Source organism: Neptunicella marina (genome assembly GCF_014270035.1).
GTDB lineage: Bacteria > Pseudomonadota > Gammaproteobacteria > Enterobacterales > Alteromonadaceae > Neptunicella > Neptunicella marina.
In genome coordinates this window covers 35,373-59,633 of the sequence record NZ_JACNEP010000003.1, presented here as the reverse complement: position 1 = coordinate 59,633, position 24,261 = coordinate 35,373, and the positions used below count along the sequence as shown (strand labels likewise).

25 protein-coding genes are annotated in these 24,261 nt (G+C 44.6%); 14 read left to right on the top strand and 11 right to left on the bottom strand.

Going from position 1 to position 24,261, the window contains the following annotated elements; genetic code table 11:
* Positions 1-119 precede the first annotated feature (119 nt).
* From H8B19_RS04835 to H8B19_RS04805, 7 genes are all read left to right on the top strand, one after another.
* Entirely contained in the window at positions 120-818 is a 699-nt protein-coding gene (locus tag H8B19_RS04835) for a 5'-methylthioadenosine/adenosylhomocysteine nucleosidase (protein ID WP_186505666.1), read from the top strand.
* 8 nt (positions 819-826) lie between these two features.
* Positions 827-1,765 (top strand): cobalamin biosynthesis protein CobD/CbiB, encoded by a 939-nt coding sequence (locus H8B19_RS04830; protein ID WP_186505665.1) that lies wholly within the window; start codon positions 827-829, stop codon positions 1,763-1,765.
* The gene (locus tag H8B19_RS04825; protein WP_186505664.1) at positions 1,762-2,580 is read left to right on the top strand and encodes a cobalamin-binding protein; all 819 of its coding nucleotides are present in this window, start codon (positions 1,762-1,764) and stop codon (positions 2,578-2,580) included. Before H8B19_RS04830 ends, H8B19_RS04825 begins: the two co-directional genes overlap by 4 nt.
* 254 nt (positions 2,581-2,834) lie before the next feature.
* Positions 2,835-3,254, top strand: coding sequence for a hypothetical protein (locus H8B19_RS04820; RefSeq protein ID WP_186505663.1), 420 nt, complete (start codon positions 2,835-2,837; stop codon positions 3,252-3,254).
* Complete coding sequence (locus tag H8B19_RS04815; protein ID WP_186505662.1) at positions 3,251-3,649, top strand: DUF2721 domain-containing protein; 399 nt, start codon at positions 3,251-3,253, stop codon at positions 3,647-3,649. Before H8B19_RS04820 ends, H8B19_RS04815 begins: the two co-directional genes overlap by 4 nt.
* The gene (locus H8B19_RS04810; protein ID WP_186505661.1) at positions 3,646-4,212 is read left to right on the top strand and encodes a GNAT family N-acetyltransferase; all 567 of its coding nucleotides are present in this window, start codon (positions 3,646-3,648) and stop codon (positions 4,210-4,212) included. Before H8B19_RS04815 ends, H8B19_RS04810 begins: the two co-directional genes overlap by 4 nt.
* 1 nt (position 4,213) lies before the next feature.
* Positions 4,214-5,551 carry an NAD(P)/FAD-dependent oxidoreductase gene (locus tag H8B19_RS04805; protein WP_186505660.1) on the top strand — a complete coding sequence of 446 codons (1,338 nt, stop codon included), beginning with the start codon at positions 4,214-4,216 and terminating at the stop codon, positions 5,549-5,551.
* A gap of 54 nt (positions 5,552-5,605) precedes the next feature.
* On the opposite strand, the gene H8B19_RS04800 is transcribed toward H8B19_RS04805, so the two are convergent.
* A complete protein-coding gene (locus H8B19_RS04800) occupies positions 5,606-6,736 on the bottom strand; it encodes a DUF6136 family protein (RefSeq protein ID WP_186505659.1) in 1,131 nt (376 codons plus the stop codon).
* Entirely contained in the window at positions 6,733-7,377 is a 645-nt protein-coding gene (locus H8B19_RS04795) for an ABC transporter ATP-binding protein (RefSeq protein ID WP_338401494.1), read from the bottom strand. Before H8B19_RS04795 ends, H8B19_RS04800 begins: the two co-directional genes overlap by 4 nt.
* A 238-nt stretch (positions 7,378-7,615) precedes the next feature.
* Here H8B19_RS04795 and H8B19_RS04790 point away from each other — a divergent pair, with 238 nt between their 5' ends.
* Positions 7,616-8,422 carry a hypothetical protein gene (locus tag H8B19_RS04790; protein WP_186505658.1) on the top strand — a complete coding sequence of 269 codons (807 nt, stop codon included), beginning with the start codon at positions 7,616-7,618 and terminating at the stop codon, positions 8,420-8,422.
* On the opposite strand, the gene H8B19_RS04785 is transcribed toward H8B19_RS04790, so the two are convergent.
* Together H8B19_RS04785 and tyrS are read right to left on the bottom strand one after the other, a co-directional pair.
* Positions 8,415-10,544, bottom strand: a complete 2,130-nt coding sequence (locus H8B19_RS04785; protein WP_186505657.1) for a tetratricopeptide repeat protein — start codon at positions 10,542-10,544, stop codon at positions 8,415-8,417. The two genes, H8B19_RS04790 and H8B19_RS04785, sit on opposite strands and share 8 nt — an antisense overlap.
* Positions 10,545-10,703: 159 nt before the next feature.
* On the bottom strand, positions 10,704-11,903 hold the full coding sequence (gene tyrS, locus H8B19_RS04780) for a tyrosine--tRNA ligase (protein ID WP_186505656.1): 1,200 nt from the start codon (positions 11,901-11,903) through the stop codon (positions 10,704-10,706).
* 274 nt (positions 11,904-12,177) lie between these two features.
* Here tyrS and H8B19_RS04775 point away from each other — a divergent pair, with 274 nt between their 5' ends.
* The 3 genes from H8B19_RS04775 to H8B19_RS04765 are packed head-to-tail and all read left to right on the top strand — an operon-like array spanning position 12,178 to position 15,090.
* Entirely contained in the window at positions 12,178-13,473 is a 1,296-nt protein-coding gene (locus tag H8B19_RS04775; protein ID WP_186505655.1) for a peptidoglycan DD-metalloendopeptidase family protein, read from the top strand.
* 29 nt (positions 13,474-13,502) lie between these two features.
* Positions 13,503-14,615, top strand: a complete 1,113-nt coding sequence (locus H8B19_RS04770; protein WP_186505654.1) for an anhydro-N-acetylmuramic acid kinase — start codon at positions 13,503-13,505, stop codon at positions 14,613-14,615.
* Between the two features lie 10 nt (positions 14,616-14,625).
* Positions 14,626-15,090 (top strand): Lrp/AsnC family transcriptional regulator, encoded by a 465-nt coding sequence (locus tag H8B19_RS04765; RefSeq protein WP_186505653.1) that lies wholly within the window; start codon positions 14,626-14,628, stop codon positions 15,088-15,090.
* Positions 15,091-15,117: 27 nt separating this feature from the next.
* Here H8B19_RS04765 and H8B19_RS04760 read toward each other — a convergent pair whose 3' ends face one another.
* Together H8B19_RS04760 and H8B19_RS04755 are read right to left on the bottom strand one after the other, a co-directional pair.
* Complete coding sequence (locus H8B19_RS04760) at positions 15,118-15,666, bottom strand: AAA family ATPase (RefSeq protein ID WP_186505652.1); 549 nt, start codon at positions 15,664-15,666, stop codon at positions 15,118-15,120.
* Positions 15,667-15,721: 55 nt separating this feature from the next.
* The gene (locus tag H8B19_RS04755) at positions 15,722-17,536 is read right to left on the bottom strand and encodes an aminotransferase class I/II-fold pyridoxal phosphate-dependent enzyme (protein ID WP_186505651.1); all 1,815 of its coding nucleotides are present in this window, start codon (positions 17,534-17,536) and stop codon (positions 15,722-15,724) included.
* 244 nt (positions 17,537-17,780) lie between these two features.
* On the opposite strand from H8B19_RS04755, the gene H8B19_RS04750 reads away from it, so the two are divergent.
* The 3 genes from H8B19_RS04750 (at position 17,781) to H8B19_RS19215 (ending at position 20,305) form a co-directional block, all read left to right on the top strand.
* Positions 17,781-18,467, top strand: a complete 687-nt coding sequence (locus H8B19_RS04750) for a hypothetical protein (protein WP_186505650.1) — start codon at positions 17,781-17,783, stop codon at positions 18,465-18,467.
* Between the two features lie 81 nt (positions 18,468-18,548).
* On the top strand, positions 18,549-19,802 hold the full coding sequence (locus H8B19_RS04745; protein ID WP_186505649.1) for a sensor histidine kinase: 1,254 nt from the start codon (positions 18,549-18,551) through the stop codon (positions 19,800-19,802).
* Positions 19,799-20,305, top strand: a complete 507-nt coding sequence (locus H8B19_RS19215; RefSeq protein WP_186505648.1) for a response regulator — start codon at positions 19,799-19,801, stop codon at positions 20,303-20,305. Before H8B19_RS04745 ends, H8B19_RS19215 begins: the two co-directional genes overlap by 4 nt.
* A 4-nt stretch (positions 20,306-20,309) precedes the next feature.
* Here H8B19_RS19215 and H8B19_RS04735 read toward each other — a convergent pair whose 3' ends face one another.
* From H8B19_RS04735 to slyA, 5 genes are all read right to left on the bottom strand, one after another.
* Positions 20,310-20,885 (bottom strand): glutathione S-transferase family protein, encoded by a 576-nt coding sequence (locus H8B19_RS04735; RefSeq protein ID WP_186505647.1) that lies wholly within the window; start codon positions 20,883-20,885, stop codon positions 20,310-20,312.
* Between the two features lie 227 nt (positions 20,886-21,112).
* Complete coding sequence (erpA, locus tag H8B19_RS04730; protein WP_186505646.1) at positions 21,113-21,457, bottom strand: iron-sulfur cluster insertion protein ErpA; 345 nt, start codon at positions 21,455-21,457, stop codon at positions 21,113-21,115.
* A gap of 108 nt (positions 21,458-21,565) precedes the next feature.
* Entirely contained in the window at positions 21,566-22,615 is a 1,050-nt protein-coding gene (locus H8B19_RS04725) for a DUF2955 domain-containing protein (RefSeq protein ID WP_186505645.1), read from the bottom strand.
* Positions 22,605-23,672, bottom strand: coding sequence for an HlyD family secretion protein (locus H8B19_RS04720; protein ID WP_186505644.1), 1,068 nt, complete (start codon positions 23,670-23,672; stop codon positions 22,605-22,607). Before H8B19_RS04720 ends, H8B19_RS04725 begins: the two co-directional genes overlap by 11 nt.
* Positions 23,669-24,106 carry a transcriptional regulator SlyA gene (slyA, locus tag H8B19_RS04715; RefSeq protein WP_186505643.1) on the bottom strand — a complete coding sequence of 146 codons (438 nt, stop codon included), beginning with the start codon at positions 24,104-24,106 and terminating at the stop codon, positions 23,669-23,671. Before slyA ends, H8B19_RS04720 begins: the two co-directional genes overlap by 4 nt.
* Between the last annotated feature and the right edge of the window lie 155 nt (positions 24,107-24,261).

Below are 24,261 nucleotides of genomic sequence, written 5' to 3'. Positions count from 1 at the left end.
TTGGTCATTTTTGCCATTAAATCAGCAAGCGCCATATTAAGCAAAAATCGAATCTTTTATCCGCTCACCCCATCGTTTTAAGGTAAACTGAGCAGCATAGTCAAAAACAGGTTAAGTATATGAAAATTGGTATTTTAGGTGCAATGGATCAGGAAGTTGAACTGCTTCAGCAAAGCCTGAGTGAACTGGAAGTTATCCAGTGGGCTCACCTGAGCTTTTACTGCGGTAAATTGCACGGTGTTGGGGTGGTTGTGGTTAAGTGTGGCATTGGTAAAGTCGCTGCTGCGGTTGCCACGGCTGAGTTAATTGACCGCTTCTCACCTGATTACGTGGTTAATACCGGCTCTGCCGGTGGATTTGATTCTGAGTTAAATATTGGTGACTTAGTCATTGGTACCGAAGTAAAACATCACGATGTCGATTTGACCCATTTTGGTTACGAGCCAGGACAATGTGCAGGCATGCCGGCGGCTTATCAAAGTGACGAAAGATTAGTCGTCGCGGCGGAACAAGCCACTGTAAAACAGCAAGGCATTAAAAGCAAACGTGGTTTAATTTGCACAGGTGATTCATTTATTGGCAGTGATGAAGTGGCTGCTCGTTTACGTGAATTATTCCCGCAAATGGCGGCCTGTGAAATGGAAGGTGCCGCTATCGCCCAAACCTGTCATATGCTCGACACCCCATTTGTGATCATTCGCTCACTGTCGGATATCGCAGGTAAAACTTCAAGCATGTCATTTAACCAATACATTGAGATTGCCGCTAAGCATTCTGCCGAGCTGGTGATCAATATGATCGACATTCTGGCAGACTGATCTGTCTGATGCTGGCGTACTTGTCACCGCTAATGGTGCTATTGGTTGTGATACTGCTGGAGCGGCTGTGGGTATGGCCGCTTAAGTATCATCCCTTATCCCTCATTCGCATGATTGCTGCGCAAATGTCTGCCAAGGTGAATAAAGCCAAAAGCAGTGCATCCCAACAGCGTATATCCGGTGGATTAGCCATGGTAATGCTGTTGGTTCCCGCCCTGATTATTATTTGGTTATTTATTGAACTGGCGGAATATCCATTATTTTTTAATGGCCTGTTACTGTTTATTGCACTGGAATTTTCTAATGTGAGACGCGCGGTTAATAAGTCTGCCATAGCGTTGAGTCGCAATAAAAAAGCACTGGCGCGCAATATGATAGATGCACATTGCTTACGTGATACAGAGCTACTGTCTCCTATTGGTATTGCAAAAACCTGCTGTGAAGTGCTCACTTTACGCTTCGCCTACCAATATTGGGGGGTGATTTTCTGGTATTTAATCGCAGGAGGGCTCAGCGCACTGGCTTATCGTCTTGTCATCGAAATGGCGTATGCGTGGAATACCAAATTACCTCAATACAGTCAGTTCGGTCACATCACTCAGCAATTCAAAAAATTACTATGCTGGTTACCAGTGCATCTACTGGGTATTGCTATTTTACTGGCCCACAATATTAAAAACGGTTGGCGGGCAATTGCTTTGCGAAGCCAAAAAAACAGTCACACTTTTATACTGGCAGCCGTCGCAGGAACCATGCAGTTTCAGTTGGGTGGTCCGGTAATGTATTCGGGTAAAAAAGTGCGTTACCAAAAACTTGGCCCGGCACGCTACGCCGACGCTGAAAGCATTCGCCAAACCAGTTTGTTAATGGATAAGGCGCTGATTATTTTACTGGTACTCACCTTACTTATTTACGCTGGATTATTTGCACTGAGAAAAACCTTATGACTAGGAATTTTCACCGGGTTTTATGTATTTCGTTGTTTATTAGCTTTAACGCTCTGGCCAATGAACCACAACGTATTATCAGCTTATCACCACACCTGACAGAACTGACCTTCGCCTTAAACAGTGGTGACAAACTGGTCGCAGTGAGTGATTACAGTGATTACCCTGAACAAGCAAAACAGCTGCCATCGGTTGCCAGTTTTCAGGGCGTTAATTTTGAAGCGGTTATGCGTTTAAAACCCGATCTTATTCTGGCCTGGCGCGGTGGCAATAAGCCGCAGGATTTAAGTCGTTTACAATCGCTGGGTTTTAAGCTGTTTTATTCATCGCCGCAAAAACCTGGCGATATCGCTGATGAAATAGAAGCGTTGGGTGAGTCACTCAATCAGTCCAGACGCGCTAAAACACTTGCCGCTGATTTTCGACAACAGCTTGTGCAAATCAAAAACCGATACAGCCAGCAAACACCGGTTTCAACTTTTTACTATATGTGGCCAACCCCACTTATGACCGTTGGCCCCAATGCCTGGGCCAGTAAATTGCTGAATATATGCGGCGCAACCAATATTTTTGCCGCATCACCTACCGATTACCCCGAAGTGCCAATGGAGCAAGTACTGACTCGTAAACCACAATTAATCATCGCGGCTCAGAAAACCAATGCCAGTGATATTCAGGCATTCTGGCAAAAATGGTTACCGATGTTTTCAACACCTCGGCCAAGAATAGCGCAGGTGGATCCTGACCGCTTACACAGGTTTACACCCCGATTAATTAACGGATTAAATGGTTTATGTGAAACCATTCATCTGTAACATATCGCTTTTAAAAAGTGCTTATATTTTACTATGTTATGTGCAATATTGAGCGTTACAGCATAAGCTTTACAGGTGCTTTATGCTGATGGATACAGCAGGGATACAGGGCAATATCATCGTCATAACTACCAACACTGGATGTGGTAGCCAAATTGAACAACGACGCTGATTGCCCGTTTTATAGTGATGCGGATTAACTAAATTGCTAGTCCACATCGCAATCTAACGCTTTATGGATCCGGGTAATTAATATGTCGATATTAAGACGTGGCAAAGATAAATACGGCAGTTACGAAATCACCGTTGAAGATTCCATCCTGATTGTGAGTGTAAAAGGCGCCTTTGGTGAGGGGTTGGTTAACAACTACACCCGTGACTTAACCACCACTATTGATAGTATTTCTCATAAAAAATGGGGATATCTGGCTTATGCTCTTGAATTGGAAGCCCTTACTAATCAGGGATTTGATTATTTAAAAACATCCTTTGCCTACAGTGTTGCCAACAACTGTATTGCCGATGCCTATTGTGTTACCTCTCCACTGGCGATAGCGCAAATAGATAAAATTCGGCAGCTTTTTGATTTACACTCGCCTGTTGAAGAACGACTGTTTAATGACTTAGCATCAGCCAAACAGTTTTTACATGAGCAATTAGAGCAGTTTTCATGAATATAACATTAACCACCCCCGCGATGCTGTTTCCGGCAATATCGTTATTGTTACTGGCTTATACCAATCGATTTATTACGCTAGCCAGCATAATCCGTAATTTTGGTTCGGATACGGTGGAAGAAAACGCACAAAAACAAATTGCCAATCTGCGTAAACGTATTCAACTGATTAAACGCATGCAGGAAGCGGGCGTAGGCAGTTTCTTTTTATGTGTGCTGGCAATGCTGGCGATTTACACAGAATATCAGCAAATAGGTAGCTGGATTTTTGGTGGCTCACTGGTGCTGTTGCTTTATTCGTTATGGATGTCAGTGCTGGAAATTCGCATTTCAGTTGAAGCACTGGATGTTCACTTACAAAGTTATAATCTGGATTACAAAAAGCGTAAATGATCACTTATCAACCACTCTCAGCAAGTCATTTTGATGCCTTGCTGACGTTAGGCAATGCAGTTCATGGTGACAACTATCTTGACCGTCCTGCACTCGAAAAACTGTACGAACTCGGTTTTAAGAATGGTATCAATGCCAGCTGGGTTGCATTAAATAACGGCAAGTTAGTGGGATTTAGACTGACTGTTGCCCCGGGTAACTGGCAGGCAGATAAATGGTGCTCACCCGATCTGTGGCCATTTGATATCAGCGAATTATGTTACTTCAAGTGCAATACCGTTGATCCGGATTGTCAGGGACAAGGCATTGGTTCCGGCATGTTAGAGCGCTCCTGTCATTCGGTTAATAAACAAGGTGGAAAAGGCGGCATTGCACATATCTGGCTGGCCAGTCCCGGCAACAGTGCGTTTAAATATTTTTCAGCCAATGGCGGGGTTTTAGTTAAAGAACATCCCGGAAAATGGCTGCCTAATTGCATTGAAGAAGGCTATATCTGCCCAATTTGTGGCTCACACTGCGAATGTGTGGCTGCAGAGATGCTGTTATATTTTGACGACAAATAAAATGTACGATCCATTAACTGATTCCTCTCCCGGACAACTTGCTAACTATCCGGATTCATACTGGGCCAGCAGTTTTTCTCCAACTAACTACCCCGGTTTACAAACTGATATTCACAGCGATGTGGTTGTCATTGGTGGTGGGTATACCGGTTTATCCTGTGCGCTGCATTTAGCAAGACAAGGGGTGGAAGTGACCTTGCTGGAAGCCAATCGCACCGGCTGGGGATGCAGTGGGCGCAATGGTGGATTTGTATTAAACGGCACCGGTCGTTTGTCATATTTACAGATGCAGCAAAAATGGGGCAAACAGACTGCCAATTTGTTGTATCGAGAAAACCGCGCAGCCATAGATTCAGTCGCGGAACTGATTGAACAAGGCGAGGTTGCCTGTGACGCGAATCCCGGTGGTTATCTCAAAATTGCTCACCGTGCGCATTTGGTGGATGCCCTCAAACAACAAGCGCGTTTTTTACAGGATGAATTTGGCGATCCGGTCAGTTTTATCACTAAAGAGCGACTTGCCAGCGATTATATGCAACACGCCTATGCCCATGGCGGTTTGTTATTTCCTTATTGTTTTGGCGTACATCCGTTAAAACTGGCTGATGGATATGCCCGCATGGCGAGCAACGCCGGAGCAAGTTTGTATCAGGGTAATCCTGTGACCGGCTGGCAAAAACAGGCAGATAAACATGTATTGCTCACCCCGCAGGCCAAAGTCACAGCCAATAAAGTGGTGATCGCCACTAATGGCTATACCCCCAACAAATTCCATGCTGGCATTGACCGTCGCCATTTCCCGGTGTTATCCAGCGTGATAGTCACCGAGCCTTTAAGCGAAGCGCAACTCTCGGCCTGCGGCTTAAAACCTGGCGTAATGGTAATGGATACCCGCGCGCTAAAATATTATTACCGCTTACTGCCCGATGGGCGTTTGCTATTTGGCGGACGTGGTGCCATTCGTGGCAAAGACGCCGATAAAGCCGTATATAAACAGCGTTTATTGGCGGCACTAATCGATAGCTTTCCGGCGCTTCGCCATATTCAGCTGTCCCATTTCTGGAGTGGCTGGGTCAGCGTATCTCTGGATGACTATCCGCGTATCAACCAGCCAGAGCACGACAATAGTGTGTATTATGCCATGGGCTATTGTGGCAGCGGCGTGTCTTTTGCCACGCGTGCAGGTTATCGTCTGGCACAAATGGTAACCGGTAGCGAGCCTATGCCAGCACTACCCTATTTTCAGTCACAGCTGACTAAATTCCCTTTTTCACCTTTCAGACGACTAGGTCTAAGTGCGTTTTATCACTGGGGACGCTTAAAAGACGAATGGCTGTAAAGCGGGTAAGGATAACAAGGCTGCCTAAGTGCAGCCTTGTTTTGCACATTGCGATTATCCGACTACCACTGAGACGGTAATGGCCAGAATCGCCATCACAATCGGCGCAAGCAGATACCGATGGGCCAGCAACAAAATTCCCATAAGCGTTGTTACAAAAAACAAAATCCAGTTGATCCAGTGCTGTACTAAGAACATCTGACTAATTGCTAATAGTAACAAGGCAGGAAGAGCTTTCATCAATACATACGCACAGGCGCTAACCTGCAATCGCATTCCGGATAGTGGCAAACTGCCTAAATAATATTGCCACTGTGCAGTCAGGCGCTGTGTATTGAGCAGTCCACTGGCCATTAACACCGCACTGACAAAACTCAAAATCGAGGCCGCATAAGGTTTTACATCGGGATTAACCTGTTCAAAACAGATTTGCAGCAATAAAAATAACAGTAAAAAACTGAACTGGCGTAAAGCCTCGCTTTTAGGCTGTTGCACATCCGCTTCAATAAACAATCGCCATAAACCTTGTGGCCAGTCTGGCAGATTAAATCTAATAGCTGGTAACTGGCGTTCAATAAATAAAAAGGCACACCACAACGTCAGCCACTGACCTTTTGCCAGATGCCCGGCAAACAACACGCTGAGTAACGGAAAAACCAACAAGCTTAACCAGGGAAATGGCCGGTACAAGGCTACCAGCGCGTAATAACTGCTTAAAAACACCAACACAATCGCGGGTATTAGCTCAGAGGCAATAGTTGATAATGACAAGGCAGCCAGCTCATCACTCTTGCCATATAACATCATTAACAACATCACCAGTGGCAGGCCAATTAAGATATTGCTGGCATACAACATCACGCCCAAATCAGTCCATTTTTTATAACTGCTGCTGACAGGCAGGCTATGCAGATAGTTTGAAAATTGACTCGCCAGAATGCCTTCTCTTTGCAGCCGAACCCAACCAAAACACAATAACAAGTACGCCCACAAGGTTTGCAAATACAACAAATTTTCACTTTTTGCGTCTAGCAATACATTCATTGCCAGTAGTGGGATCAACGCCAGCGCAGGTAAGGCCAATGGAAATAACGCCACTAAACCCAGACTAATTTGCCTAAGGCTGTTAATCCATTGACGCAATGACTGATGATAGATATCTAAGCGCAAAGACCAGTAACTCACGTATGGGTGACTCCTTCACGTTTAAGTGCGATATGCCGAACATCAGCTGAATCGGCCGCCATCGACTGGTGACTGGCAATTACAACTTGACCGGGGTAATCGCTAATCAGTGAATTTAACACCAGTAATGACTGTTCATCCAATCCATTGGTCGGCTCATCCAATAAAAGCAATTGTGGTTGATGCATTACGGCAGTAACCAGGGAAAGCTTTTTGTAATTACCTAACGACAAATCCGCCACTTTAGTAGCGAAGTACTGCTTTAATTTGAAGTCGTCAATTAATGCATGCTCAGCACTGCAACCAAACTGACCGGCATGAAATTCCAGTAACGCTTTTACGCTTAAAAAACCCGGCAAAGCCACTTTAGTCGCACTAATACCAATCTGCTTTTTTACTTGTGAGGATAAAACCGATTCACCATTAAAAGTAACCTGGCCTGCTTGCGGTGCGATCAATCCTGCGGCCAGCATTAATAGTGTAGTTTTGCCTGTGCCATTAGCACCACTGATCACCACCCGTGGTTGTGGTATTGCCAGCGAAAACTGCTCGAAGATAACCCGGGCATCATAATGTAACGCTATTTGATCAAACTCTAACACGATGACCTGTCCGTTTTCATAAAGACTATTAGTCGCCACTTTACTGCTTAAGTTCTTTAAATCAATGAGATAGCTGTAAGAAACTGTGAGTCATTTTCCAAAACTAATAGTGAACCGCATGAAACACTCGTGTTAGTAACGGCGTGTTACAGGAAATGCAGGCTATATATGCTTAACGCGTCATCTCACTAGGCCCCCACCAGCGATTCACAAAATTTAAAAATACGGGAACATGGTGCATACTGATTAAAAATCAAACAAACAGGGACGACTTGTTATGCACATTTCAGTCAGATTATTTCATATTACCCTCCTCATTTTCAGCCTGATGTTCACCAGTCTGGTGAACGCCCGCATTGTCAGAAGTGGCGGTGTCGCAACCAGTACAGATTCGTTTGATTATACCGTTGAGATGGCTTACACCAGTGGAATCAATACAATTGGATTAGATGGTGGTTACTATGGAAACTCCTTTTCTTACAATAGCTTTGCCGATTATGTTTACGCCACACCTGCTCTCGACTGCCACTACAATATTCAGTACAACAATGAAGATAATATCGCGCGGCGCACCGACTGCGACTACGAATTTGATTTAGGTGACAGGTTACAACTGCAGGGTTACTTAGAAGTGTTTCTCGAAAAATCAGCCAGCTATGATTTGTTCTGGACGATTACACAGGGAACGAAGCAATGGCAATTCTCCGGTCCTGAAGTATGGTTAACCGATGGTTCCCGCGATGTCACCAAAAACGTATTTTTAGATGTGGCTATGCCATTGGATATGCTGGTCGGAGATTATGAGGTCAGGCTGGACTTTATTCAGTATGCACCCACTGATGTTATCTATTACGGTTACAACTCACTGATCGACCCTTATCATTGTGAGGATATTCAAACCGGCCCTAATACCATTGAGAATGTCTGTGGGCAGATTGGTACAGCCTCTGACACTCTTGGATTTACCTCAAAGGTAGAGAATATGAGGATTCTCGGTGCACAGGTACCAGAACCAGTCAGTTTCGCACTATTTATGCTGGGTCTGGTAACACTCAGACGTCTGAACTCAATCAGGACTAATTAGTTTTACTGAGCAGCTGTTGCGCTTTTTGCGACTGCTGCTCAAGATTTTCAGTTATTTGTTGGTTTAATGCCATCACTTGCGCTTGCGATTGTATTGATGCAAGTAAAGGGTCATGCGGCGTCCACCATTCCATCCATCCTTTATTCACCGCTTCTGCCAGGCTTTTTACCGCTTCATCCGGTTGATTTTTTAACGCGGCAATCCTCGCTCCCAGATAATCGTAAATATTGTTGATACCAATTTTTCTGGCGGATGCTAATCCACTTTCACATCGTTGAATCAGTTGATCAGCCTGCTCCATTTGGCCAGAGCCTTTAAATGCCCAGGCAAATTCTATTGCCGGACTGCAATATGGCATTCCGTAAATATCTGCAGAGTTCATTAAAGGATACGCTCTGATTAATAGTTGCCCTGCAACTTGCTCATCTCCCACTAACATTTGATACCAGGCTGCCTCAAACAAAATCCAGGGATCGTCAGGGTTAGCAGCAACCTGAAAATCCATTAGTTTAAACAGTTGCTCATATTGGCCATTTATTAATAACAAAGAGGGCGTATATGCTTCATCATCAGTGCGTTTCTTTAACTCATCCCCCAGTTTAAGCTGCACCAGAACATCTAAAAATTGATATTTCAAATTACTGTCATCCGGTGATACTGACTGAGCCTTTTGCCACTGCATTAAACTTTCAGCCAGATGCCCCTGACAATAAGCAACACTGGCCAACCCTTTATAACCCATGGGTGATTCCGGAAAGTCTTTGATTAACTGCTCAAATTGCGCCTGTGCGTGCTGATACTGACCTTTTCTTGTGTATTCAAAGCCCAGATTAAACTGATTGGCGATGGACAATGGATCCAGCTGCGTGGCTTTTTTGAGTGATTCCAATGCATCTTCATAACGGTTTTGACGTTGTAACTCACTAAAACGCCACATATATGCAATCGCCAAATTAGGATTTAAACTAATGGCTTTATTATAAGAAGACAACGCCTGGTCTGGCTGTTGCTGTAGCTCAAACACCTTGCCCTGAATTGCGTAAGCCCGGGCGATACTGTCATCCCTGACAAACACTTTAGTTAAATTCTGTTCGGCTAATTGCGCGGCAATGTGCGGCTCCAGCACACCAAAACGATGCTGACTTTTGGATAGCATAACCAGAGTATCAGCCAGTCCGACATATGCCTGGGTATACTCCGGGTCTAATACCACAGCTTGCTCGAATAATTTTCGCGCTTGTTTCATTGATTCAGTGGTTTGCATGCGGTACTGCTCACGACCTTTTAAATACATCACATACGCATCAGTACTGGCTGCGCTGACACCACGATTAAAGTGTTCAGCACTAAAATAATTGTCTTGTAACAGGTTGGTAACAGAGCGTCCTATCTCAGATTCCATGCTAAAAACGTCTGCCAGTTTGCGCTGCAAAGTATCACTCCACAAGGTCTGTCCATTTTGGCTATCAATTAATTCCAGTCTTATTTTAAGACGATCACCTATGGCGCGCACACTACCTGACAGCACCGCATCCACATCTAATCTTCGCCCTATATCCATGGGAGACAGTTGCTGACGACTCAACATCAACACAGAGGTAAACGCTGAAACCTGTAAACCGGTTTTTTCACCCAAAAGGCTCGACAACTCTTCAGCTATCCCTTCAGCCAGATAACTCTGATCCTGCTCAGGACTCAGATCGCGAAATGGCATAACAGCCATCGCCTGCGCTTTTTTAACTAACTGTGTTCCATCCTGAACCCGCCCCCGTTCACTTTGAATTTGCTCAAACAGATTGATACCTAAAAATGTACAACCAACAAATATAATGGCTAAACCCGTCCAGCGCACAGGTCCCAGAGGTTTTAAAGGTTCATCAGTAAGGTTGGGAATGCGTTTCAAGCCATGCAGTGTGATATCAAAATACCAAGCTATGTAAAATACCACCGGGATACCGGCTAAAAAAACAACAGTAAAAAAAGTGCCAATACGCGGAGACAGATTAAGGTAGGGAGATGTTGTTGCAATAACCTGCAGAATTAACCAAACCAGTCCTAAATAAGCAACAAGCGTTTTGACTACATTTCGTCGACGCAATTCAGAAAAAAAGCGCAGTAGCACAGACCACTCCTTTGTGTTTGTTTTGTAAACAAGGTAATGGGCGAAAGAGAGTGTGTCAAAAGAGAATTTAAACAGGATTCAGTGAATGAAATAGGAAACGTTATTGCACCACATAAAAAAGGGAAGCCACGCTTCCCTTTTCAGGATTCAGGCAGACAACTAGTTCAGTGTAATGCGCGCAAATTTGCGTTTACCTACCTGATACACAGCGGTGCCAGCTTCGGTCAACTGTAGCTTGTTGTCTTCTACTTTTTCGCCGTCAATTTTCACCGCACCTTGTTTGATCATGCGCATTGCATCTGAGGTGGAGCTAACCAAATCCGCCTCTTTTAACAAGTTCGCGATAGCAAAACCTTCAGCACCTAAATCAAAGCTCAGTTCTGGCATATCATCCGGGATGGCATTTTTCTGGAAACGCTGGATAAAATCCTGATGCGCCGCTTCAGCCGCTGCATCATCATGAAAACGTGCGATGATTTCTTTAGCTAATGTGATTTTAATATCACGCGGATTGGCACCGTCTGCCATTTGCTGTTTCAACTCATCGATTTCAGCAATCGGACGGAAACTTAATAAATCGTAATAACGCCACATTAACTCATCAGAAATCGACATGATTTTGCCAAACATATCGTTAGGCGCATCAGTAATACCGATGTAGTTATTTAACGATTTAGACATTTTCTGCACGCCGTCTAAACCTTCCAGCAACGGCATCATCAATACGGTTTGCGGGCGCTGGCCTTCTTCTTTTTGCAGCTCACGCCCCATCAGCAGGTTAAAACGCTGATCGGTGCCACCTAATTCCACATCTGACTGCAGTGCAACCGAATCCCAGCCTTGTACCAGTGGGTACAAAAACTCATGGATCGCAATGGGCTGACCACCGTTGTAGCGTTTTTTGAAATCGTCACGCTCTAACATACGCGCCACAGTCTGACGGGCAGCTAATTTGATCATGCCAGCGGCACCCAACTGTTCCATCCACTCGGAGTTAAAGCGAATTTCAGTTAGTTGTGGGTCAAGGACTTTAAACACCTGTTCTTTGTAGGTTTCTGCGTTTGCCAGTACGTCTTCTTTAGTTAGCGGTTTACGCGTGACATTTTTACCGGTTGGATCACCGATCATGCCGGTAAAATCTCCAATCAGGAATATCACTTTATGGCCAAGCTGCTGGAAAGTACGTAATTTATTGATTAGTACGGTGTGTCCCAAATGCAGATCAGGTGCTGTCGGATCGAAGCCCGCTTTGATAGTTAGTGGTTTGCCGGTTTTTAATTTTTCGGCCAGTTCATCCACTAACAGGATTTCTTCTGCACCTCGTTGAATCTCAGCCAATGCGGCTTGCCAATCTGACATCTGTCACTCCTCAATCCAAATTCACGTCTCGCCGCACGGGCAAGCGCAGCATTCTACTTGGCTAGCGAGGCCATTTAAAGGTTTGAACTAAACTAAAGAGCAAATTAATGGTCGAAATGAAACAAAGCTATAATCAGCTGAGTTTTTTGGTTATTATTTAAACAATACGTATTCACAGCCCCCAGTAAAGAAGCGTTGTAACTGAAGGTTGGCTGGAAAATAACGATAAATTCTTATATTCTGCGCTCAGATTTAGATAGGTTGTAGAAGTAATATGGTCAAATCTACCTTTAAAAAGCTGCCGTTACCGCACAAAGTGCTGTTAGCTTTTACACTTTCCGTTACGGTTATTCTGACCTTGCTCCCTTCCGAGCAAGCCAGCGCCTCCAAACAAACCGCCGATGATTTGGTCTTGGGACAATTGTATCCACTGCCTTTGCATCTGGATAATCTGCCTGACGATGCTGCCACCGATGATTTAGACAGTCCCGACTGGAAAACCTATGTAGTACGTAGTGGCGACAACTTAGCCAAAATATTCTCGCGTGCAGGCCTTAGCCCGCAAGATGTATATGCAGTTAGTCATGCCGGAAAAGATGCTAAAAAACTGCTGAAGATGCTGCCAGGTGATGAAATTGCCATTCTGGTTAATCAGCAAGGCCAGTTCCGCTCTTTAAACTATCGTTTTTCGTCCACTGAATCGCTGAATATTAGTTACAGCAATGATAATCAGCTGGAAACACAAATCGATAAAAAAAAGGTTGAGCGTTTATTAAATTTCACCACTGGCGATATTGAAAGCAGTTTCTGGAATGCGGGCATTAAAGCTGGCATGACTGAAAGTCAAATTATGAGTCTGGCCGATATTTTTGGTTATGACATCGACTTTGCATTGGAGCTCCGTGCTGGCGACAGCTTTAACGTCGCATTTGAAGAAAAGTACATTGACGGTGAATTTGTTGGTTATGGCGATATTGTTGCTGCCGAGTTTATTAACCAGGGCGAAAAATTCACCGCAATCCGCTACGACGATGGCCACTATTACACCCCGGAAGGCCGCAGTTTACGCAAGAGCTTTTTACGTGCACCGGTTAACTTCCGTTATATCAGCTCTAATTTTAACCCTCGTCGTTTTCACCCCATTCAGAAGCGTTACAAGCCACATAATGGCATTGATTATCGCGCCGATACTGGCACACCAGTGGTCGCTGCGGGTGACGGTAAAGTAATTAAAGCCAGCTATAACCGCTTTAACGGTAACTATGTATTTATCCAACACGGCGAAAAATACGTAACCAAATATCTGCACTTTTCCAAACGTGCAGTAAAAGTGGGCCAGAAAGTTCGTCAGGGTCAGGTCATTGGTTATGTGGGCATGACGGGCTTGGCAGAAGCTCCACACCTGCACTATGAATTTTTGGTTGATGGTGTGCACCGCAATCCTCGCACGGTGAAACTGCCAAAAGCACAGCCGATTGCGCGTTCAGAAAAAGCTAAATTTATGCTGTTAGCCGATCACTATTTAGCCCAGTTACAAAACAGCAAACGCATCATGCTGGCAATGAATTAATTGCCAGCCATTCACTTCAGAGACATCAAATGAGCGCTATCTACCTAGGACTGATGTCCGGTACCAGTATGGATGGCATTGATGCCGCACTGGTTGATTTTTCACAATCTTCTCGCCCGCAATTGCTCGATTACATCAGCGTCCCCTATTCACAGCAATTGTTGGATGAATTGCATCAACTAAATCTTCCGGTTAACAACGAACTGGAACGTGCTTTAATCGCCGGACGTAAGGTTGGTCGCGCTTTTGCGGCAGCGGCCAATCAGCTATTGCAGCAGAACAAACTAACCTCAGATTTAGTTGTTGCGATTGGCTCACACGGTCAAACCATTCGCCATCAACCCGGTGGTGATAATGGTTTTAGCCTGCAAATTGGCTGTGCGCATACGATTGCCTGTGAGTCGAAAATTGATGTTGTGGCAGATTTTCGTAATACCGATATCGCCTTAGGTGGTCAGGGCGCGCCATTGGTACCCGCTTTTCATCAGGCCGTGTTTGCTGACCAAAAACTAAACCGCGCCGTGGTGAATATTGGTGGCATTGCCAATATCAGTTATTTACCGGCCAATAACCCTGATGGAGTGCAAGGATTTGATACCGGCCCCGGCAATACGTTAATGGATGCCTGGTGTTTATTACACACAGGCCAACCTTATGATAAAGATGGAAAGCTCGCAGCGCAGGGCAAGTGCAATCAGCTATTGTTACAAGCGTTAATGCAACATCCTTATTTAGCCAAAATTGCCCCCAAAAGCACTGGCAGAGATGAATTCCATCTTGATTGGTTACAGCAATTACTCGTTTCGTATGCGGCCATTAGTGTTGCTGATGTGCAGGCAACCTTGCTGCAATTTACCGCACACAGCATTGCAGCAGATTTAGTTAGATTGGACGTTGACGAAGTGTATATCTGTGGTGGCGGCGCGTATAATTCATCATTAATGGCTGCGTTACAACAGCAAATGCAAACTAAGTTAGTGACTACCACTGCAGATTTGGGCATTAATCCGGATGCCGTTGAAGCCATGGCATTTGCATGGCTGGCATTTGCCTATGATAATAATTTAACAGGAAATGTACCGGCAGTTACCGGCGCCTCTGGCAATGCGATACTGGGTGCAAAATACAAAGCGCCACGTTAAAGGATTAATTATGTCACGGCCATTAGACAGCACCGATCTCACCCTTTTAGCAGAATTGTTTGTTGATGCCCGCATCACCAATAAAGATTTAGCTCAAATTGCGGGTTTATCACCTTCATCCTGTTTAGAAAGGGTCAAACGCCTGCAAGCTGATGGTGTGATTTTAGGTAGTGGTGTGCAGCTTAATGTCAATGCGTTAGGTGGCCACATTCAGGCGATGATATCGGTACGCTTATCCAGCCATAGTCGCGACATTATCGGAGCATTCCAGCAAGATATGCTCACCCAAAAAGAAGTGTTAGGGGTATTCCACATGGGTGGCGAAGATGATTTTCTGGTGCATATTACGGTGTCAGATACCGCTCATTTGCGCGATTTTATTTTTAATGCCATAACCGGGCGCAGTGAAGTCAATCATGTTGAAACCTCACTGGTTTATGACTACCAAATTAGCAAGCGCTTACCTTCTTTCTGATCAATCTCAACACTGCCAGAGTTGAGCTTAATTAAATATCATTTGTCGCTGACACAATTTAGCAAAGCTGTCATTGATGTTTTTGTCATGCACTGACAGCACGACTAAAGACGCCAGGTTTTGCATTAATTTTCGCAATAATCCTGGTGACACGGGAACATAAGGCTCGTCATCTTCCGCATGCTGCATTGGGTTAAACAGTGCATCGGCCTCATCAAAAAACAGCAACCAGTGTTTATTTTGTGCATCGGCAAATAATCGTGCGAGTTTTTTGCCACTATCGTGCGCATAACGCTCTACCCACTGGGGACAATGAATATAACATACCGCCAAACCGGTGTGTTTTGATAACAGCGTAACCGCATAATATTTGCAAAAATCACCGGTGCCACAAAAAGCGACACTGGTATGCTGTTGTTTATTGGTTAGGGCAGCGACGTTGTGCAAAGTGTCGCTGCAATCTTGTGTGATATCAGGTTGTAATGCCAGCTCAATTGCCTGTTCGAAGATTTGACCACCGGCCATTGCCAGTGGCTCACTTCTGGTAAAATGCTGACGAAAAAACGCCATTGCCATAACAATCTCCCAAGCCAGACTAAAACCGCTTAGCCTTAGTTCTAGCTTAGTACAATTAGGCGAGTTCTCCCTGAATATCGTGTTGTTCTAATAAAGTTTGCATCGAAGCAACTGATTCAAAATGCTGCTGGCTGACCTGCATACTAATTTCAAGATATAAATCATCAATTTGTTTTGCACTCATAAACTTGTCGCAGAAACCGGGACGCACCGGTTCAATGTGTATTTGTGCACTTTGCATAAAATGCGCTATCAGTTGTTTAACATTATCGGTGCCCATGGCAATGCGCATGGTAGTGAGGTAAATACCCGCAGCATGTTGCGCTTCGGTATTTAATTCAGAGTGTGAAGTCAGTGCTGGGCACAATATGATGGTATTGTTCTGGCCAATTGACACCTGATGACTGAAGCCCGGCTCCAGCGCATCAAAAAAGCGCACAAAAGTATCACGCGATAAATCAGCTTGTTCCATATCCACGGTAAACAATGCACAAGGCCAGCCATGACGCAGCTGGGCACGGCGTAAATGCGCGTTTTTGTTTTGCTCAATGGCGTGACTATTAATATTAAAATCCGGATGGGACGCCAGAAACGCAGTGAACACTTTGGTATTGATTACTTTATTGATAATGCGTTGTTCGAGGGTTTTCATGCCCATCAGTACATCAAAGGCTTTTTCCGAGTCAAGGAAAGCGCCTTTTATATAGTACACATCCCAGAATAGGGTTTTGTCCCAGCTGACACCGTTAACCGTATCGCCTTTTGCCTGGAACATACGATGATTTTCACCAATCACCACACCGGCTGTGGTTGCACCACTACCACAAATATCTTTGGTGTAACTGTGAACCACATAATCGGGGCGCTGTGTTTTGTGTGGATATTGCAGTGACTGTTGCAGCACAGGAGTCGCAAGGGTGGCATCCAGCATTACCAGTGCATCCTGCTGATGCGCCAGTTCACAAATGCCCGGCACATCCAGCACATAACCGTGGGGGTTACAGGGCGATTCGATATATACATGTAAGTTAGCACCTGCTTTTAACTTATCAGCATGCTTTTCTTTAACTTGCTGCATAAATTGCTGGAATTCATCGGCAGAATAACCATCAAACCACTCCAGTTTTACTGCCATTTTATCCGGCTTGGCATAGTGATCCTGCAACAGCTGGAACACACCACCGTAAATGTTGCGCGATACAATCACCACATCACCGTGGGACAATACATTGGCTAACATGCCATCAATTGCCGCCATACCTGAGTTGAAATTCCATGCCATATATTCGCCGGCATAGGGGCCGGCTTCCAAATCCACAATCGCATTGGCCAGTGAAATACTGGTGGGATTTAATAAACGTGAATAAATCTGATGGGAAAACTCTTTGCCCTGAAATGCATCATCAATCCATTCGGTACAGGCATAAACATAGGTGGCAGTGCGCACTATAACCGGGTTGGCAGAAAACAACGCAGTGACATTATCGAATAACGGATAGTGGCCTTTATTTAAGTGTGAACCACTTTGTGCATTCAGGCTTTGATGGGTGGCGCGAAACGGATTTTGCAGCGTGTCCAGCACTTTAGCTAACTGGAATGACAGGAATTTTTTGGCATTAAAATAGGCGATGCGATCCTGTTTGCTGGCCTGCTCAAGCGTTTCGGTGGTGATATCCCACAGCTGATGCACATTTAGCTGAGTCTGATACAAATTGCACGCCGCCTGATATAACGCCATCCCGTATTCGCTATCGGGATCGATACCAAAATGCAGCAACTGTTCTTTCGCTAATTCATCGATATTAGCGGCCTGAGTACTATTACGTTTTGGCGATAATAATTTTGCGCGATTTAGTGCGGTAGAATGCATAACTCAACTCGTTTAAATACAAAAAAGCCAAGCTATACCGAATTATATTCCAACAAAAGCCATATAAATTAAATTTAATTTAACAAAGTGCAAAGATTTATTTACTTTATTTGGTGTTGTTGGCTATTTATCTGAGTTTGATGAGACTATCACTCAAATCAATATTCAGTATTAAGCGAATCTGATTGAAGCCATCTGTTCGCTAAGTAAGATACGCCGCATCAAAATCAGGGAGAGTTGTTTTATGTGGCAAACATTATTCGGCAGTATTAATACCGCCTTTATTTTTATTAGTTTATTGGGCGTATTTTCTCAGCTTCGTACTCTTTGGCGAGCAAAAGCCGAACATCAGGCTCAACCCACCAAGCTATTGTCACTAAAGATGTTTATGGTGAGCTTTCTGGCCTACTTTTCGTTTTACGTATATGGCATGGCGATTACGCCTTTTAACCATTTTATTGTATGGCCACGACTCATTGCGTCTATTTTAGTTGCGTTGATCTTGTACGAAATATGGCGCGACAGAGGCAATCGCAAAGAGACTCTGGCTTTGCTTGGCGCAATCTGTTTATTAGTGGTGGGCAGTTTGTTTGGTTTGTTAGGTGATTCCTATACCGACAGCGGTAAAGTAATTATGGCGGGCATGATTTGTATCATTACTTCACTGTTGGCTTATGGCTATTACCATCAAATTAAACTGGTGATCAAAGCCGGCAGCACCGGCTCACTGGATAAAAATATGAGCCTGTTTATTTTGATGATGGATGTGTCTACTATCGCTTTTGCCTGTGTGATCGGGATAAAAAATGGTTGGCCACTATTGTTGCTGGCGACCGTCAGTGGCATCACCAAAATCATTATTCTGTACTTATTCCGCTGGGTAAGAATTAGCCCTAATGCACAAGCTAAAAGACTCGCCGCAACAACATAGTTAATAGGGTGCGACAAATTGTCGCACCTTTGGCTATCAGTCACGCTTGCACCTATTAAATGATTGGGCAACAATCGCGCGATGCGAAACAAGTTATTTTTGTCCCAGTCTCCTACCCTGACGCTATTCCCGTATCTGTTATGGTTTCGGTTATTAGTTATTTGCACGGCATTAATCAGTGGTTGGCTATCAGCACCGGCAACAATTTATTGGTGGATCCTAGCTATTTACCTACTTTTGCTGCCGGCTTGTCTACAACTTAAAGCCAGATTAAGCGGCATTAATGCCACCGCTATTTTATTGTGTGTGGATGTTTTTGTTCTGAGCTTTTTTATCCACCTTAATCAGGGGGTATTATCAGGTTGGGTATCAGCATTATTGGTACCAACGGTATTAGCAGCTCTGGCTTTACCGCGGTTATTATCCTGGGTGATAACACTGATTTGTGTACTCTGTTACACCTTGTTAATCGCGCTTTATCTCATGCCCTCGCCCAGTCCTCATATGCATTTGCACGCGGCGGGAATGTCAGATCACATGCTGGGCATGATGATTACCTTTTGGGTATCAGCCTTTTTAATTACCGCATTTATTACCGCTCAGGCGCGCATTGTGCGTCATCAGCATCAACAATTAATGCAACAACAACAGCGCCAGTTGCGTGATGAGCAGATTATGGCGGTGGCAACCTTAACCGCCAATGCCGCGCATCACCTCGCGACGCCGTTGGCCAGTGCGCAAATGTTAACCGATGAATTATGTGACCTTGCCAGTGACCGAACACGGCTGCAGGCACAGGAAATACTGAATCAATTGCATCGCTGCAAACAGGCGCTGGATAAAGTGATTCAACAAGGCAAAAGTTTTGATCCTCTTAGCTGGCAGTCGCAACAAGTCGAGAGCTGGCTAACACATTTATGTGAGAACTGGTGGTTAACCCACAATGAAGTCCAGTTCACTAAAGAGCTTGATGAACAATTATCTCGCTTCAGCTTGCGCCAAAACGACAGTCTAGATATGGCGATTAGTACTTTGTTGGATAACGCTGCACGCGCCTGTCAGCATATAACCAACGGAGCAATCCAGTTACATGCGCATGTTGAGCACAATCAGCTAATTTTGCGCATTATGGATAACGGTGAAGGCATTGATACCGAACTAGAACAGCAGCTGGGTAAAGGCTTTGTGCAAAGTCAGGGCAATGGCATTGGATTTGCCTTAGCCAATGCCAGCATTGAGCAGGCGGGCGGAAAAGTGAATATTGAACAATTAAGCCCCGGTGCCGCCGTCACCGTGACCTTACCCGTGATTACAACACAGGATATTAATCTGTGATCGCTGTGTTAGATGACGACGAAATCTATGCCAGTACGTTGGTCAGGCGATTGCAGCACCACCAATTTGAGGCGCAGGCATTTTTAACCATTGAGAGTTTGCTTAGCAGTAGTTCTAATTTCAATTACTTGCTGTTGGATATGAACCTCGGTAATGGCTCGGTTTTACCGCATCTACCAACACTTCGCGAGAAATATCAGCAAGCGCAGATATGGATAGTAACCGGCTACGCCAGTATTGCGACCACGGTCAACGCCATCAAACAAGGTGCCGACGATTACCTGACCAAACCGCTGGATTTCAATCAGTTGATTGCACGTTTACAACAACAGCCCCCGCAAACTGAAAACGACTTTTCGCCTCTGTCTTCGGCACAACTGGAATGGGAACACATTCAACGGGTGTTACTGGAGCACGATGGCAATATTTCAGCCGCCGCCAGAGCATTAAATATGCACCGCCGTACCTTACAACGAAAACTACAAAAAAAGCCGCTGTGGTAGCGGCTTATTGTCTGGGATCGGTTGCAGTAACTTCGATGCGGTTTTGATGCGACTCCATAAAATCGAGCAATGTATGCAAGCCCTGCAAACTATGCAACTGACGGAATTGCACCCAATCTAACAAACAATACAAACAAATCTCCGGATAGCCCCACAGCTTGAGAGCTTGTTGTTCGATAAACTGATTAAGATGAGTTAGGGTTGCGTTAATTCGCTCATGCTGCAAACGGAAATATAACTTGTCTTCGTTGGTATCAATATCAGAGCGTTTAAGTAGCATCAACTGCACAAACGAATCATTGGCTGAGTCAATTAACGTCAGAATGTTTTCCTGCTCCCAGCTTAAAGATTGGCGGTGAAATTTCTCGCTCAAATAACGAAATATCACTCGCGAGTCGTAAATCATCACACCATCGTCTTCAATCATTGGGATTTTCATCGCCGGATTATGTCGGGCGAGTAACTCTCGATCTTCACCTTCAAAAATCTGCAAATTTAAAAACTGGTGTTCCACATTTGCCAGCCACATGCGCAGGCGTCGAACGTAGGGGGAAGTGGTTGATCCGTATAGTTTTAACATAAATAAACAAACCAAAATGCTGTTAGGTAAAGTAAAAAAACTGACAGGAATAACCGACTAAGGTTCCTGTTTAACCGCAATATTTATAATCGAAGATAGAATAGATGTAAAAAGGTCAGCTAGCACAGAAATGGAATGATGAAGTGCAAAATATGAATGTATTGGAATGGTACTGAGTAGGCTTAGTGCTCCGGCTGAGGATAACCGGAGCAGGTATTTAAAGTTGATTAAATACTGAAGCTGGAACCACAACCACAAGTCGTAGTGGCATTGGGGTTATTAACTAAAAAGCGTGAACCTTCCAACCCTTCAACGTAATCCACTTCGCCACCAACTAAATACTGCAGGCTCATGGGATCAACCACTAAGGTCACACCTTCTTTATCTATGGTCATATCGCCATCATTTACCTTTTCATCAAAGGTAAAGCCATACTGGAAACCAGAACAACCACCACCGGTTACGTATACACGCAATTTAAGATTCGGGTTTTCTTCTTCAGCGATAAGCGCTTGCACTTTATGTGCAGCAGAATCAGAAAATTCGATAGGAAGGGCAGTTTGTACAGACATGATTACCTCAAAATGTGACCAGACGCTGCAATTAGGCAGCAAGTGCAAATTATCTAATACCTGACTGAATTGGTCAACAATAGCAATGTGGATAAAATATAACGAAGGTTAATAAGCGCAATCTCTGGTGCTGGCAAATTGATTCAGCAACCGATGTACGGCATAGGCACAAACAATCAATATCGCCAACGCAAACACAACTGAGCTAAGGCGATACAAACTGCTATACAGGATGTCGCCATGGGGTTGCATATACTGACCAAATAAAATGCCAATGGTCGTTAAGGCACCAAATCCCATCCCGGAACCCGCGCGCTCAACAAGGTGTAATCTCGCTGCAAGTAATACCGTCATAAAAAAAGCCAACACAACAAGCGTGAAGTGATTAATCAGGTCATACATCATGATTTGCACAACGATGCCAAGTGCACAGCCCAGAGTAACGCCTTTGGCGCGATTGATGGCACTTTGCAATGAACCACTGAAGGTTAACGGAAACAACACCAGAATCGTCGCGACTTGTGCTGACAACGAATCACGTAAATCCATAACCTGAAAGACCACAAACGATAATGTAGCCAGAGTCGCGCCTAACAAGGTTCTGTGCCGTATTTGTTCAAAACTCGCAGTAGGCGGTGGCGGAGCGGCTGCAGGTGCAGAGTGCTCAGGAATAAGCCAGTACAACACTGCAGCGCTGATGACTGCAATAATGGATGCCAACATGGTTGAGGTTGCCATATCAGCAATGCTGGTATCAGGATAACTGCCAAAATGCAGCATGGTAGACAGGCTAATTAAACCACAAGCCCACATTAAATAGTGTTTTCCCTTAGCCATAAAATAAAAATGCACTGCGAAAACCACAAAGGTTGCCATGCTCATCAGCAATGGAAATGGCAAAAAGAAACGTTGCAGCAAATACAGTTCAACAATATTAACCACACAACCAAACAGAAACTGGCAGGCAATTAAACGGTTAAACACCGGCAGCATGCCAAGCAATAACATGGGATAAACGGTAAAAAATACCCCGTACGGCCAGTTCATTAATTTACATAAAACAAAACCACTGCAACTGCCTAACGCAATACGCAACAATCGACGCTGCTCTGAGGGCGATAAATCTCTGCTATTAGACACTTCCTGATTAGTAGACATAATGCAGGTAACTCACCATCGCCATTTGAAGCTGTGCCAGTGTATGCATCCAGCCTTGATTATCGTTTTCTAACATCACGGTAGCGCGCGATCCTGTCACCAACGACGCTGGCAACGTCTGTGATTTAAGCTGCACATAAACACGAATACGCTGCGCATCTCGCACCCAGCGATCGCTACTATCCGGAGTTGCGAGTAAACCATTTGCCGCGTTTTGCCCTTGTGCTATGCCTAAATCACGGCTTGAAAGTGACGCGTTAAACACCTGACCTGGCAGTGCATCAAACACCACTAGCGCGTTAGCATTTTGTGGTATGTGAGTCAGACTTTTTTCACGAAAATCAGCAGCAATACGTTCTTTACCCACCACCACTAAACTTAATAATGACTGATTTGCCTGCGCCTGTACGCCAGAGACCAATTGCAGATTAGAAATAACACCGTCTTCCGGCGCCATGACCTGTGTGCGGCTTAAATTAAGCCTGGCCAGTTCTAATTGGTTTCGCGCCTGTCGCTCACGTAAATTTTGTTCGCCCTGATCACCCAGTTCAACGTCAATTGCACGCTGATTTTGTTTAGCTGCCGCCAATCGAGCCTTGGCCGCTTCTACGCTGGAGGCAAGTTGATCAACCTGCTGCTGACTCACAACATTTTTAACTAATAATGCTTGCATGCGCTCGTATTCACGCTGATCTTCTGCAAGCGCAACGTTGGCTTCGGTCACTGCCGCCGCCGCTTGCGCCAGCTGTGCCTGCAAAGTGGCATTGGCTTGTTTTGCCGCATCTAAAGCCAGCTGCGCTTTTTCCAACGCCAATTGATAATCACTGGGGTCAATTTCAAATAATAAATCACCGGCTTTAACCTGTTGATTGTTTGAAACATAAACCTGAGTTACCTCGCCTGATACTCTTGGCGCCACCGAAATAACCGGTCTTTGCACCATAGAATGCGGTGTCATGGGAATGGTGACGTCTGCCAGCATAATGTAGGCAAACACCAGCACAAACAATACAAATGCCCGGCGCATCCAACGATTAAACTGCTTATCTGCTGTCATGATCTCTCCGCTAAAAACTGGTTGCCATTTTCAATAATCAGCTCAAGTAACTGATGAAATGTTTCACGTTGTTGTTTATCTAATCCCGCCAGCATTTTTTGCCGACCGGCTTTGGCCATGCTTTCTACTTTGAACAATAAATCTCGGCCTTCCGCTGTGAACCATAGGGTTTTTCTGCGCGCATCTTCGGGACAACCTTTTCGAATAACCAACCCCGCCTCTTCCAGCTGATTAAGTGTGCGAAGCAGTGAGGGTTGTTCGATACCAATGTTGTCTGCCAGCTCTTTCTGACTGCAACCTTCGCCCAACCGATCAAGGTGCAATAATGCAATCCAACGGGTCTGAGTTAACCCCAATGATGACATGTAGTGGTCAACCGCGTTGCGCCAACTAAAAGCCGCCCGAGACAATAACCATCCAATATTACTTTCCATTTTCATTCCACTACTTACTTAGCATGCTAATTAATATAGCAATACTTAGCATGCTAATCAAATTTTAATTTCGATAAATAGAGCAAAAAACAGCAGATTTATATTTTGTGACACTATTTAGCTAATGATGTCATTGCGCCAAACAATGCAACTTG